General features: G+C 68.1%; 13 protein-coding genes and 1 tRNA gene. 7 read left to right on the top strand and 7 right to left on the bottom strand.

All coding sequences use genetic code 11. The features are described 5' to 3' along the window. The first annotated feature begins 305 nt into the window (after positions 1-305). A complete protein-coding gene (locus ACFWMR_RS13780) occupies positions 306-809 on the top strand; it encodes a MarR family winged helix-turn-helix transcriptional regulator (protein ID WP_378378586.1) in 504 nt (167 codons plus the stop codon). Here ACFWMR_RS13780 and ACFWMR_RS13775 read toward each other — a convergent pair. Next, positions 799-2,001, bottom strand: coding sequence for an RNA polymerase sigma factor (locus ACFWMR_RS13775; RefSeq protein WP_378378585.1), 1,203 nt, complete (start codon positions 1,999-2,001; stop codon positions 799-801). The genes ACFWMR_RS13780 and ACFWMR_RS13775 overlap by 11 nt on opposite strands. Beyond that, positions 1,950-2,357, bottom strand: a complete 408-nt coding sequence (locus ACFWMR_RS13770) for a YciI family protein (protein WP_093931757.1) — start codon at positions 2,355-2,357, stop codon at positions 1,950-1,952. The genes ACFWMR_RS13775 and ACFWMR_RS13770 overlap by 52 nt, the downstream gene beginning before the upstream one ends. Before the next feature lie 155 nt (positions 2,358-2,512). Between ACFWMR_RS13770 and ACFWMR_RS13765 the strand changes: the two genes are divergently transcribed. Continuing rightward, the gene (locus tag ACFWMR_RS13765; protein WP_378378584.1) at positions 2,513-4,246 is read left to right on the top strand and encodes an RICIN domain-containing protein; all 1,734 of its coding nucleotides are present in this window, start codon (positions 2,513-2,515) and stop codon (positions 4,244-4,246) included. A gap of 50 nt (positions 4,247-4,296) precedes the next feature. On the opposite strand, the gene ACFWMR_RS13760 is transcribed toward ACFWMR_RS13765, so the two are convergent. From ACFWMR_RS13760 to ACFWMR_RS13750, 3 genes are all read right to left on the bottom strand, one after another. After that, a tRNA-Ser gene (locus ACFWMR_RS13760) sits at positions 4,297-4,385 on the bottom strand. Between the two features lie 58 nt (positions 4,386-4,443). Next, positions 4,444-4,812, bottom strand: a complete 369-nt coding sequence (locus ACFWMR_RS13755; protein WP_378378583.1) for a DUF4190 domain-containing protein — start codon at positions 4,810-4,812, stop codon at positions 4,444-4,446. Between the two features lie 28 nt (positions 4,813-4,840). Beyond that, a complete protein-coding gene (locus ACFWMR_RS13750; protein ID WP_093931760.1) occupies positions 4,841-5,128 on the bottom strand; it encodes a DUF2277 domain-containing protein in 288 nt (95 codons plus the stop codon). Between the two features lie 113 nt (positions 5,129-5,241). Between ACFWMR_RS13750 and ACFWMR_RS13745 the strand changes: the two genes are divergently transcribed. Then, a complete protein-coding gene (locus ACFWMR_RS13745) occupies positions 5,242-6,189 on the top strand; it encodes an Ldh family oxidoreductase (RefSeq protein ID WP_378378582.1) in 948 nt (315 codons plus the stop codon). On the opposite strand, the gene ACFWMR_RS13740 is transcribed toward ACFWMR_RS13745, so the two are convergent. Next, the gene (locus tag ACFWMR_RS13740) at positions 6,186-6,404 is read right to left on the bottom strand and encodes an RNA-binding S4 domain-containing protein (protein WP_005149665.1); all 219 of its coding nucleotides are present in this window, start codon (positions 6,402-6,404) and stop codon (positions 6,186-6,188) included. The two genes, ACFWMR_RS13745 and ACFWMR_RS13740, sit on opposite strands and share 4 nt — an antisense overlap. 7 nt (positions 6,405-6,411) lie before the next feature. Next, a complete protein-coding gene (locus ACFWMR_RS13735; protein WP_378277234.1) occupies positions 6,412-7,173 on the bottom strand; it encodes a trypsin-like peptidase domain-containing protein in 762 nt (253 codons plus the stop codon). Between the two features lie 144 nt (positions 7,174-7,317). Here ACFWMR_RS13735 and ACFWMR_RS13730 point away from each other — a divergent pair, with 144 nt between their 5' ends. The 4 genes from ACFWMR_RS13730 (at position 7,318) to ACFWMR_RS13715 (ending at position 11,715) form a co-directional block, all read left to right on the top strand. Beyond that, positions 7,318-8,142 carry an SDR family NAD(P)-dependent oxidoreductase gene (locus ACFWMR_RS13730; protein WP_093931763.1) on the top strand — a complete coding sequence of 275 codons (825 nt, stop codon included), beginning with the start codon at positions 7,318-7,320 and terminating at the stop codon, positions 8,140-8,142. Between the two features lie 96 nt (positions 8,143-8,238). Beyond that, positions 8,239-8,916 (top strand): hypothetical protein, encoded by a 678-nt coding sequence (locus tag ACFWMR_RS13725; RefSeq protein ID WP_378378581.1) that lies wholly within the window; start codon positions 8,239-8,241, stop codon positions 8,914-8,916. A gap of 106 nt (positions 8,917-9,022) precedes the next feature. Beyond that, entirely contained in the window at positions 9,023-10,285 is a 1,263-nt protein-coding gene (locus ACFWMR_RS13720) for an MFS transporter (protein WP_093931765.1), read from the top strand. Positions 10,286-10,578: 293 nt separating this feature from the next. Further along, positions 10,579-11,715, top strand: a complete 1,137-nt coding sequence (locus tag ACFWMR_RS13715) for a GGDEF domain-containing protein (protein ID WP_378378580.1) — start codon at positions 10,579-10,581, stop codon at positions 11,713-11,715. Positions 11,716-12,442: the final 727 nt, after the last annotated feature.

Below are 12,442 nucleotides of genomic sequence, written 5' to 3'. Positions count from 1 at the left end.
TCACAGTCGCGACCGACCCGGTTCCTTCCGTTCCGATCGCGGGGACACAGCAGGCGGTCAACCGCGAGAATCACCCGCCATACCACCACCTGACCTTTCCCGGCTGGGAGCAGGTCCGGCGACCTTCCGAGGAGTTCGCCCGATACTTGCCCGAACCATCCGCTGACAAGCAGCTTGCGCCTTTTCGCGCCGAGTCTCAACCTTTTCGTAACCCTCCTTCGGGCGAATGTTCCCGCGGATTTTTCAGGGCCGAAAAGTGACCGGTGGGTATGCGCCTTGTGCGATCAACGCTCTACCCTGCGTGGATGGCGGTGGAGCAGAAGGAAGTGCGCTGGCTGTCCGAGTCCGAGATGATCGCTTGGCGCTCGTACATCGTCGCCACCATGCGGCTGCGACAACGCCTGCACCGGGAGCTCTCCGAGCGGCACGACGTCACGCTCGCCGACTACGAGGTCCTGGTCTGCCTTTCGATCCAGCCAGACAACCGGATGCGGATGACGGAGCTGGCGATCATGCTCGGCTCGACCAAGAGCAGGCTTTCGCACCAGATGGTCCGGCTGGAGGCCGAGGGCATCATCCGCCGCACCCGCGACCCGGCGGACAAACGCGGTGTCGTCGCCGAGCTGACCGGACGCGGCGCGGAACTGCTGGAGGGCGCGGCGCCGACGCATGTCGAAGGCGTCCGCGAGCACCTGATCGACCTGTTGAGCCCCGAAGAGCAGCGGGTGCTGGGGCTGGCTTTCGGGCGGGTGCTGGAGCACCTGTCGGAGATCGACGGGCTCCCGCGCCTGCCGCCGGTCACTTCCTGAGGGCGTTGATCCGCGCGGCCTGACGCGTCAGGTGGGCGCGTTCGGCCAGGTCGGCCGCCTTCCCGGCGGCTTCGACGTAAAGCCGTGCCGCCGTCACCAGGTCGCCGTCGCGTTCGTGGAGGTACGCCGCCACCGCCGCGTACCGGGGCAGCGAATCGTCCAGTTCGGCGAGCGCGGCCAGCCCCGCGCGCGGTCCGTCCGCCTCGCCGACGGCCACCGCGCGGTTCAGCCGCACGATCGGGCTGCCGGTCAGGCGCGCGAGTTCGTCGTACCACTCGACGATCTGCACCCAGTCGGTCTCCTCGGCCGCGGGCGCGTCGGCGTGGAGCGCCGCGATGGCGGCCTGTGCCTGGAACTCGCCCAGGCTGTCGCGGGCCAGCGCCGCTTGCAGGATGTCGACGCCCTCGGCGATCAGGCGCGTGTCCCATGCGCCGCGGTCCTGTTCGGCGAGCGGCACGAGTTCGCCGCCGGGCGCCGTCCGGGCGGCGCGCCGGGCGTGGTGGAGCAGCATGAGCGCGAGCAGGCCCGCGACCTCGGGATGGTCGATCGCGGCCGCGAGCCGCCGGGTGAGCCGGATGGCTTCGGCGGCGAGGTCGACGTCGCCGGAGTAGCCCTCGTTGAAGACCAGGTAGAGCACGCGGAGCACGGTGGCGACGTCGCCCGCCTGGTCGAAGCGCACCCCGGACACGGTGCGCTTGGCCCGGCTGATGCGCTGCGCCATGGTCGCCTCGGGCACCAGATACGCCTGGGCGATCTGGCGGGTGGTCAGCCCGCCGACGGCGCGCAGGGTGAGCGCGACCGCCGAAGACGGCGTCAGCGAAGGGTGCGCGCACAGGAAGTAGAGCTGCAACGTGTCGTCCACCCCGGGGGCGGGCCCCGGCTCCGGTTCGTCGTCCACGACGTCTTCGCGACGGCGCCGGGCGGCGTCCGACCGGGCCATGTCGAGGAATTTGCGCCAGGCGACGGTGACGAGCCAGCCCTTCGGGTCCTTCGGCCGGTCGCCGGGCCAGACGCGGACGGCCTCGATCAGCGCTTCCTGCACGGCGTCCTCGGCCGACGCGAAATCGGCTCCGCGGCGGACGAGGATCCCGAGGACGTCCGGGCTGAGGCTCCGCAGCAGCGCCTCGTCGAGCTCGGCGTTCACTCCGTGATGATCAGCTGCTCGCTGAACAACGGACGCAGTTCGAGCCATTCGTGGATGGGCTTCCCGCCCGCCCCCGGAGCGGCCGACAACTCGCCCGCCAGTTCCAGCGCCCGCTCGTAGCTGTCGACGTCGATCATCATCCAGCCGGCGATGAGGTCCTTGGTCTCGGCGAAAGGACCGTCGGTGACCGGCGGTTTGCCCTCGCCGTCGTACCGGACGAAGGTGCCTTCGGGGGCGAGAGCCTGCTCGCCGACGAACTCGCCGGTCTCGACGAGCCGGTTCGCGAAGTCCCTCATGTACTGCATGTGCGCCGTGATCTCCTCCGGCGCCCATTGGTCCATTGGGATGTCGTTCACCGCAGCCGGAGCGCCGCGGTAGTGCTTGAGCAGCAAGTACTTGGGCATGGCGGAAGAGTATGGCAGTCTGCCGGTTTTTCTGCCTGGTGGTCTATACATCCGACCTCTAGCCTTTTTCTCGCGACAGTTCGAGAAGTGTGCGTTTCTTCATCGCGAAAGGAAGACACTTGTCCAGAACGAAAAGACGCTTCGGTGGAGTGCTGGTGACCGCCGGTCTCATCTGCGGTCTGCTCGCGGGTGAGACCGCGGGAGCCACGGCATCGGATGACTCCACCGCCTTCAGCGCCTTCACCGCCCGGCCACTGCCGCCCGGCGCGACCCCGGTGGCCCCGCTCGCCGCCTCCGTCGCCGAGGCACAGATCGCCGCCAACCCCGTGGTCTGCGAAGGCGACGGTGTTTCCGGCAAACGCATCGAGCTCGTCTATGTCCGGGAAGCCGCTCAGCCCGACCGGTACACGACCGTCGCGCCGTCCCTGCGCGCCTACGCGTCCGGGATCGACGACGGGTTCAACGACAGCGCCGCCGTGACGGGCGCCAGCAGGCACGTCCGGTACGTGACGACCGCCGGCGCGGGCTGCCAGGTCGCCGTCGCGAACCTCGTGGTGCCCGACGGCACGTACCTGTCCGGCGCGATCCGCGACCGCGCCATCCAGGCGGGGTACTACAACGCCGACCGCGACTACATCCTGTTCTCCGACAACCCGCACACCTGCGCGGGCACCTGGGGTGACAGCGACGATCAGCCCGGTCCGGCCAACGCCTTCAACAACGGCAGGCACTACACGGAGATCGCCGTCCCGTGCTGGGGTGTCAACGCGACCGCGCACGAACTGGGGCACATGCTCGGCGCGGTCCTGCCCGGGGCCCCGCACTACCAGGGCGGCGGGCACTGCTCCCAGGAATGGGACCTGATGTGTTACGGCGACACGCAGTCCTTCGACTGCACGGCGCGCGATTTCGACCGGCTGCTGGACTGCGGCAACGACGACTACTTCAGCACGAACCCCGTCCCCGGCAGCTGGCTCGCCACGCACTGGAACGTGGCCAACAGCGCCTTCCTGATCAAGAACAGCACTCCCGACAACGACGACGGCCACGCGCAAGGCGGGAAGACCTACGTCATCACCGGCGCGAACGGTGACGCGATCGACGTCATCGGTTCTTCGACCGGCGGCCTCGTCAACCTCAGCAAGCGGGCCCGGACCGACTCCACGAGCCAGAAGTGGATCCTCGGCTACAACACCGGTCTGCAACTCGTGAACGCCAACAGCCAGCTGTGCGCCGACAGCGCCCAGAGCGGAACGGCTCCGGGGACGCAGATCCTCCAGTACAACTGCAACGGCCAGAACGGCATGCGGTGGGCGTTCCAGCCGCTCGGCAACGGCAAGGTGGCGATCTTCAACTACCTGACGGGCTACGCGATCACCGACGGCGGCGCGTATCCGGCGCCGCTCGTGCAGCAGCCCTACACCGGGGCGGCCAACCAGCAGTGGACCCTGAACCCCGTCGCGGACCCCGGTCCGCAGGCGGCCAAGAAGTACTACCTCTCCGTCGCCACCAACGGCAACAGCGCGGCCGTGGTCGACGGCTCGACGGCCGCCGGGGCGAAGATCACCCACGTGGCCAGGCAGGACGACAACGGCCAGAAGTGGAGGCTCACCGACGCGGGCGGCGGGTACTGGAGGATCAGCAACGAGCGGAGCGGCCAGTGCCTGCGGCCGGTGTCCGGCAGCACCGCGGACGGCGCGCAGCTCGAACAGACGCACTGCGGATCGGCCACCAACCAGCAGTGGAAACTGCTCCGCAGCGCCGACATGCGCTACGGACTGGTGAACCGGGCCAGCTCGCTGGCGGTGCGACAGGCTTCGCTCCTGGAGCAACGGCCCTTCATGGGCGGCCGTAGCGACGAGACCGTCTGGGCCCTCGTGCCCGCGTGACGAAAAGCGCCCCAGGTCCGCGGACCTGGGGCGCTTTCCGTTTTCAAGAGTGGCGGTAGCGGTGGGATTCGAACCCACGGAGGACAGAGCCCTCGCATGTTTTCAAGACATGTTCCTTCGGCCGCTCGGACACGCTACCGCTGTCGAGGGTATCCGACGGTCCTTTGCCGGAACGCTTCGGATCTGGTCGAAGTCCGCTAGTCGAAGTCCCAGTCGGTCGCGATGCCGACGATGACCAACAGCAGGGCGAGACCGACGACGATCGCGACGCCGAGGTAGCCGATGATGATCGCCGCGAGCGCCATCCCCTGGCCGCCGGCTTCCCCGCGTTTGGCCTTCGAATGCGCGATGTGCCCCATGATCACGCCGATGACCGACAGCAGCCCGGTGCAGACGACGAGACTGGCGATCGACACGACCAGGGCGGCGATCGCCAGGCCCTGGTCCTGCGGCGGCTGAGGCGCGCCGTAGCCGTATCCATAACCCGGCTGCGGGTACGGCTGGCCGTACGGGGGTTGCTGGCCGTAAGGCTGCTGTTGACCGTAGGGGTCTTGCGGATATGTCACCGGCTCACCGTAACCGCCGATGCTTGGTTCAGGAGGCCTGGCTCTTCGCCGCCTTCGCGGCGATTCGCGCCTGGACCTCGGGACGGCGCAACGGCGGCACCGTCGTCGGCGGCTGACGGCGGGCGGGCAGTTCGGACAGCAGCCGCCTGGTGACCGCGGTGATCTCGGCGACGGCGGCCTCGAAGGGCTCGCGGGTGGCGTCGGACAGGCTCTGCACCCCGGACACCTTGCGGACGTATTGGCGGGCGGCGGCCTCGATCTCGTCCGGCGTCGCCGCCGGCTCCAGGCCTCGAAGCGTGGTGATGTTCCGGCACATGCCCCGATCCTACGTCCGCCCACCGACGTTTCCGGGCGCTTCGATCACACAGTCGGTTAGAAGCTGCCCCGGTTCGTTGACGACGGAAAACGTGCGAAGGCACCCTCGGCGGAGTGCCCCTCAGACCCCGCTCTCTTCGCCGTGCGCCCGTCGAGCCGATCCCCGAACCGGCCGAACCTTCCCCGATCCCGGAACAGGTGTGGCAGCGCGTCCCGATCGACGCCCTGATCGATCTCGTCACCGAGGTCTTCACCGCGCACGACCTGCCGTGGTCCCGTGCCAGGATGGCCGCCGAGGCGCTGTGCCACGGCGATCTCACCGGAACCCCGGAATCGGGGGTCGCCGAACTGACCCGGCTCCATCTGCCGATGCTGGTCAACGGCCTGGTGCGGCCGAGGGCCGAACCGCTGATGATCGCCGACCGCGGTGCCGCCGCCTTGATCGACTACCGCCGCGCGCCGGGGCTGTGGGCTGTCGGCGACGCGATGGACCGGGCGGTGTCCCGGGCGGGCCGGTACGGCGTCGGGCTCATGTCGGTCCGCGGCGTCGGGCCGTTCGGCCGCGCCGGGCACCATGCCGCGAGGGCGTTGCCGCATTCGATGATCGGGCTGGTCATGGCGGCGGGCGGGGAGCGCGGGATCGCCGCGAACCCGCTCGGCATGGCCGCCCCCGCCGGCGCGTACCCCGAATTCGTCCTCGACATGGACACGCTGGCCGACGACACCGCCAGCGCCTCGATCGCCGGTTTCGCCCTGCTGGTCGAGATCTTCGCCGGGGTGCTTTCGGGCGTCGGCGACCACGATCACGACACCGGGCTCATGGTGATGGCCATCGCGCCGACGACGTTGCGCAGCGCCGACGGGTTCTACAAGGCCGCGAGCGCGTTGTTCGGCAGCCTGCTCGGCTGGGAGGGCGGGAACCCGGTCCGCTACCCCGGCTGGCGTGAGGCGCAGTACCTCGAACAGTGCCAGGCGCTGGGTGTGCCGCTGAACGAGCCGGTGCACCGCGAACTCGAAGACCTCGCGAAGGCGCTTCGCCTGGCGCCATTAAAGGGCCGCTAGGCGAGAACGACGCGGCCGCCTTCGCCGCCGACCTCCACGACGTCGCCGTTCGTCAGCTGACGTCCGCGCCGGACCTCCACCTCGCCGTTGACCGTGACCTCTTCGGCGTCGAGGAGGTCTTTGGCGTGCGAACCGTCTTCGGCCAGGTTGGCGAGTTTGAGGAACTGGCCGAGGCGGATCGGCTCGCCGGTGATCGGGACGTCGTGGATGCTCATGGGGAGATCATCCCCGGGCGTCCATCTTGCGGTACAAGGTGGCGACGTCGGTGTCGAAGTAGCTGCTGTAGGACGTGTCCGGGTCGTCCCCGCCGTACAGATAGCCGCCGATCACGCCGACGACGGTGCCGAGTCCGGTCTTGGGGTCGGGGTCGACCACCCACGGGCCGCCGCTGGTGCCGGTCGTGAAGCCGGGGCAGCCCACGCGCATCTGGTAGGTGTCGGCCTGGCTGCTGGTGCCGTGGCAGACGACCGGCGCCTCCCGTTCGTCGGGATACCCGGTCAGGGTGATCGGGTGGGCGAATCCGCCGCCGGTCACCAGGGTGTTGGCGCCGGTGACGCTTTCGAGGGTCTTCGTGCTGCCCGCCTGGCGGGCCGTCGCGAACCCGACATCCAGGTCCGGATCAGACGAAACGGCCCAGCCGTCGGGAACCTGCGGATCGGAGACGTCCCAGTAGCCGTAGGGCGCGACGCCGTCGTGATAGCCGGGCGCGAACGAGATCCCCGTCGCGTACTCGCCGCCTTCGCCGTCGTGGAGGCAGTGTGCCGCGGTGAGCAAGAGGTCTCCCGGGCCGCTGTGGACGACGCTGGCCGTGCAGAAATGCGTCCCGTCGAGGAAGAGCGCGCCGATCGCCGGATTGGTTCGCGGCGTGGCCGGGGTGACCGCCACCGTCGCGGGGGTGTCCCCGGGCTCGGTTTCGGCGGGTTCGGACGCGGCGGAACAACCGGTCAGAACGAAACAGAGCGCGAGCAGCAGGGCGCGGCGCATCCTCTTCCTTCCGGTCGTCCACGGCTGTCCTGGTTACAGATCACCATAAGCGGTCCACGAACACAGCCCGAATCGATCAACGCACAGCAAGCTCACAGCCGTAGTATGTGTTACCTCCGGTAACAGTCGAACTTGGGAGCGGGTATGAAGTCGTTCACGGACAAGGTCGCGGTGATCACGGGCGCGGGCTCGGGAATCGGCAGGGCGCTCGCGATCGAACTGGCGGGACGCGGGGCGAGGCTGGCGCTTTCCGACGTCGACGCCGTCCGCGTGGCGGACACCGTGGCGTCGTGCGAGAAAGCGGGCGCGACCGCGAAGGCCTACGCGCTGGACGTCGCCGATCGTGACGCGGTTCTCTCGCACGCCGAGGAGGTCGCCGTCGATTTCGGGGGCGCCAACCTCGTGGTGAACAACGCCGGGGTCGCGCTCGGCGCGACGGTCGAGGAAATGACCTGGGACGACTACGACTGGCTGATGGGCATCAATCTCGGCGGTGTGGTCAACGGCACGAAAGCCTTTCTGCCGCAGGTGATCGCTTCGGGCGACGGCCATATCGTCAACCTTTCGAGCGTGTTCGGCTTCATCGGCGTGCCCACGCAGAGTGCCTACAACGCGGCGAAATTCGCGGTGCGGGGCTTCACCGAGGCGCTGCGGCAGGAAATGCTGATCGCCCGGCATCCGGTCGCGGTCAGCTGCGTGCATCCCGGTGGCATCAAGACGAATATCGCCCGCGACGCGCGGGGTGGCGTCGAGCGGGACATCGACAAAGCCGCCGAAGGCTTCGAAAAGATCGCGAGGACGACGCCGGAGAAGGCCGCGCAGACCATCGTTCGTGGTATCGAACGGGGGACGGCACGCATCCTGATCGGACCGGACGCCTATGCCATCGACGCGATTCCCCGCGTGCTCGGCTCCTTTTACCAGCGGCCGTTGGCGCTACTGGGGCGCTTGGGGATGAAGAACCTCTGAACGGAGTAACCCTCCGTGGTCCGGACGGCTCGGGATAACTCGATCGGGGTGCGTTACTTACGGCGGCGTCGGAAATGCACCACAATGCTCAAGTTCGTGATTCCGCTTCCGGAGGTCCCCATGCCGCGCGCCGCCCAGCGCCGTACGCCGACCGATGCCGCCCTCAGCGCGAGTGTGCCCATCGAGACAGCCGAGTTGCTGGACCGGACGGGGATCATCGCGGCGAGTCTGCCGAAACGGCGGCGCAGCCCGGAGAACGAGATCGAGCCCGAGCCGGTGCCGGTCCGGGCCCCGGTCTGCGAGCCGGTCGTCGACAAGGATCTGCGGCCCAAGGCCGTCGTCATCCATCGCCGGGCCAGGTCCTGGCTGGTCGGTGGCACCGGGGTGGCGCTGCTCGCGATCGGCTGGTTCGCCGGCACGTTCACCCTCGCGCCCGTCGACGACACCGCCTTGCCCGAGCGGCCGCTGCCCACCGTGGCGACCCAGCAGGCCGCGCCGCCGGTGGTCCAGCCCACGCAGCCCGCCCCGGTGACCGTCTACGTCCCGGTCACCGTGAAGCAGAAAGCGCCCGCGACGACGAAGAAGACGCCCGCCAGGGAACAGGTCGTCGCGCTGCCGCCCGCCGAGCCCCGGCCGACGGAGCAGCCGCGCTCCGACATCACGGCGCAGAACAGGGCCACCGAGGACCTGCGGAACATGATGGACCCCGTTATGGCCGGTTCGCTGGCGATGGAAATGGCGCAGGGGATGATGGGTTACGGCACGGGGCGCTGACCTCGCGAGATCGTCTCTCCACAGTGGACGGTACCGGACGTCGTGGGCCGGATGGCCGCTGACAGTGCGGAAGTGATCCATTACCGTGAGCCAAGGGGAGGGGCTCATGGAGAAAGGGGACTCCGCACGGGACACCGGTTTCAAGGCCGCTTTCGCGGTCGGTGAATTCCGTGCGTTGTGGGCGGCCGAGGCGCTTTCGCAGGCCGGTGACCAGCTGGCCAGGGTCGCGTTGTCGGTGCTGGTCTGGGAAAGAACGGCGTCGGCCGGGCTGACCGGGCTCACTTACGGATTGACGTATCTGCCGACGCTGATCGGCGGCACCTTGTTCGCCGGATTGGCGGACCGGTATCCACGGCGGACCGTGATGATCGCCGGTGATCTGGTGCGCGCGGCGCTCGCGATGCTGATGGCCGTGCCGGGAACGCCTTTGCCAGTGCTGGCCGGGTTGCTGGTGGTCCTGACGATGGCGGGCGGACCGTTCCGGGCGGCGCAGCTCGCGTTGCTCCCGGACGTCCTCGAAGGCGAACGGTACGTCGCCGGGCTCGCGGTCCGCACGATCACCATCCAAACGGCACAGCTGGCCGGATTCGGCGGTGGCGGACTGGTGATCGGGCTCGTGACGCCCTACTGGGGACTGGTGATCGACGCGGTGACCTTTGTGGTCTCCGCGCTGCTCGTGTCCACAGGGGTGCGTCGACGCGGGCCCGCCGTCACGGAATCATCGGTGAAAAGCCGTGTGGCACGGGCTTTCAGTGGTGAAGGCGCCAGAGAACTGTGGCGGGGCAAGGGAATCCGCGTGCTGTTCGGGTTGAAGATGCTCGCCGGGTTCGCCATCGCGCCCGAAGGGCTCGCGGCACCGCTCGCCAACGGTCTCGGGGCGGGGAGCTTCGCTGTCGGGCTCATTCTCGCGGCGGATCCGGTGGGTTCGGTAATAGGATCGTGGATCTTCACGAAATGGGTTCCGGCGCGACGGAAAACGCGAATGGTCGGCATTCTCGCCATTGCATCCGTCGTTCCTTTGCTTTTTGTCTTCTTTCGCCCTCCGCTGCCGGTCTGTCTCGCGCTGATCGGGCTCAGCGGGGCCTTCGCGGCGCCGTACCACCTCCAGGCCGTCGCGCTGATGGCCCGCGCGGTGCCGGACGGCGTCCGGGCACAGGTGATGGGCCTGACCTCGACGAGTTTGGTCACGGTGCAGGGAATCGGGATCATGCTCGCGGGCGGCCTCGCCCAGTTGACCGGTCCGTTCGTGGCCGTCGGGGTGGCCGCCGCGGTCGCCGTCGCCGCGGCGGGCCCGATGGTGATGGCATGGAAACGCGCCATCGCCACCGGGCCCGATGTATGGCTCCCGGCCGGGAGCCGGGCCGGCTGAATTGGTGGGATCAGTCCTCGCGACCGTTCATGATGGTCCTCCCTCCCACTGCTCCATCTGTGTGTTCCGGAAATGACTCGAGCCACCCTCAGTACTACCTCGGATACATTGAATTGTGTACGGAAGGGGGACCGGTGACGATGATTATGGGGGATGTGGAACTCGCCGGAGAAGGGACCGGTACACGTCTGAGAGCCTGGGTCCGACACTGGGAGTTATGGTCCGGACCACGTGGCGTACCTGCGATTTTTCTTGTGGTGGAAGGACTTGCGGCTACAGTCGCCGTAATCGCCTTGCTCCGATCGAACTACGAGACTACGGAATTCGTCCGATTTGGATCACTGCTCGGCCTTGCTTTCCTGCAAGCCGAGCTTTCCCGGTCGGTGGAACGGTTGCGGCGGACGCTGTGTGACCGACCGCACATCAACATGACTTCGGTGTGGACTTTCGCGGGGGTGCTCGTCCTGCCGCCGGGGCTGGCGCTGGCCCTCGGATTGCTCATCTACCTGCATCTTTGGCTCCGGGTGTGGCGGGGGATGAGCCACCGCCCGGCGTACCGCGTCGTCTACTGTGCGGCGGCCATCGTGCTCTCCTGCCTGGCCGGGGGAGCGATCGTGGCCGGGTGGAACGGCCTGCCGGTGGGGTTCTCCGGCTCGCTGCGGATCGTCGAGGCGGCGGCAGTGTTCACCGCGGCCAACGCGTTCATCGTGGCGCTGTCGGTCTACCTGCACACCGGGGGCCGGTCGCCGCGTTCGCTGTTCGGCACCGGGGACGACAACCTGCTGGAGGTCACCACCCTGGTGCTCGGGACCTCGACCGCGCTGGGCATCGTGCACGCGCCCGCGCTGGTCCCGTTCGTCCTGCTGCCCGTGCTGGTGCTGCACCGCAGTGTGCTGGTGCGGCAGCTGGAGATCGCGGCGAACATCGACGGCAAGACCGGCGTGCTGAACGCGCACGCGTGGCACGTGCTGAGCGAGCGGGAGCTTTCGTCGGCGGCCAGGGCGAAGAGCAAACTCGGGGTGCTGATGCTCGACCTCGACCACTTCAAGCAGGTCAACGACGTCTACGGGCACCTCGCGGGCGACGCTGTGCTCAAGGTCGTCGCGACGACGATCTCCGAGCATGTACGCGACTACGACTCCGTCGGGCGCTTCGGCGGCGAAGAGTTCGTCGTGCTGCTGCCCGGTGCGACGGAGACCGAGGTGATCCCCGTGGCCGAGCGGGTCCGGCAGGCGGTGATGGCGATCGAGGTCGAGGTCGTGACGGCGTCAGGACCGCGGACCGTACGAGGACTTTCGGTGTCGATCGGCGTCGCGGTCTACCCGGCGGGCGGGCCGGTGCTGGAACGGCTGCTGCACGTCGCGGATTCCGCGCTGTACCAGGCCAAGCGGAGCGGGCGGAACCGCGTCGTCTCCCTGGCGGCCGCCTGACCCGGTCGCGTGCGAACTTCGGGTGTCGCGAAAGCCTGTTTCACCTCGTCAGATGTGGGGAGTCTATCGAGCCTGGAAGTCCGTGAAGGCCTCCTTCCCTACCTTGAAGGTCAGGGTTCCGGCAAAGTCGCGTAAATGGGTGTCGTGAGTGGCGTTTCGGGTTCTGACGGACTCGTATTTGCCTACCCACTGGTGTGATCGGCGGTCGCGTGAAGCCGGTGCTGGGGCCGGTGTGGCCGACGGGGGAAGATTTCGGACGTTGAGCGTCCGGAATCTTCCCCGTCACCGGTCGCGTCTGGCGCGACGTTGATCAAGATCCAAGACCAGGCATCCCTGGCGACGATGAAGGAATTGGGACGTTCAACGTCCCAATTCCTTCATCGTCACGCTCTGGTAGCCGCGGAACCACCACTCACGCCTGGTCAGGCGTGGGTAAGTAGACACCGGTCCGCTCTAACCCGAAACGCCACTCACGACCACCTGGACCGACCTGCGTGTGGGTGGTGTCGGGAGGTGTGTCGCGAAAGCCACTTTCACAACCTTCACCGTTGCGAAAGTGGCTTTCACAACCTCCCTGACCAGCGGAAAGGCGACTTCGCCGAGACCCTGACCTTCAAGGTAGGGAAGGAGGCCTTCACGGACTTCAGCGTCTGACGATGGTTGTGAAGGGCCCCATTGCCCGGGTCCGAACTACATGAAGGCCCCCTTGCTTGCGCCTGGCGCAAGC

The organism is Amycolatopsis thailandensis (assembly GCF_042723255.1).
In the GTDB taxonomy this organism is placed as follows: domain Bacteria; phylum Actinomycetota; class Actinomycetes; order Mycobacteriales; family Pseudonocardiaceae; genus Amycolatopsis; species Amycolatopsis thailandensis.
Note: the sequence above shows the minus strand (reverse complement) of the source record. Positions and strands in the feature narration are given on the sequence as shown.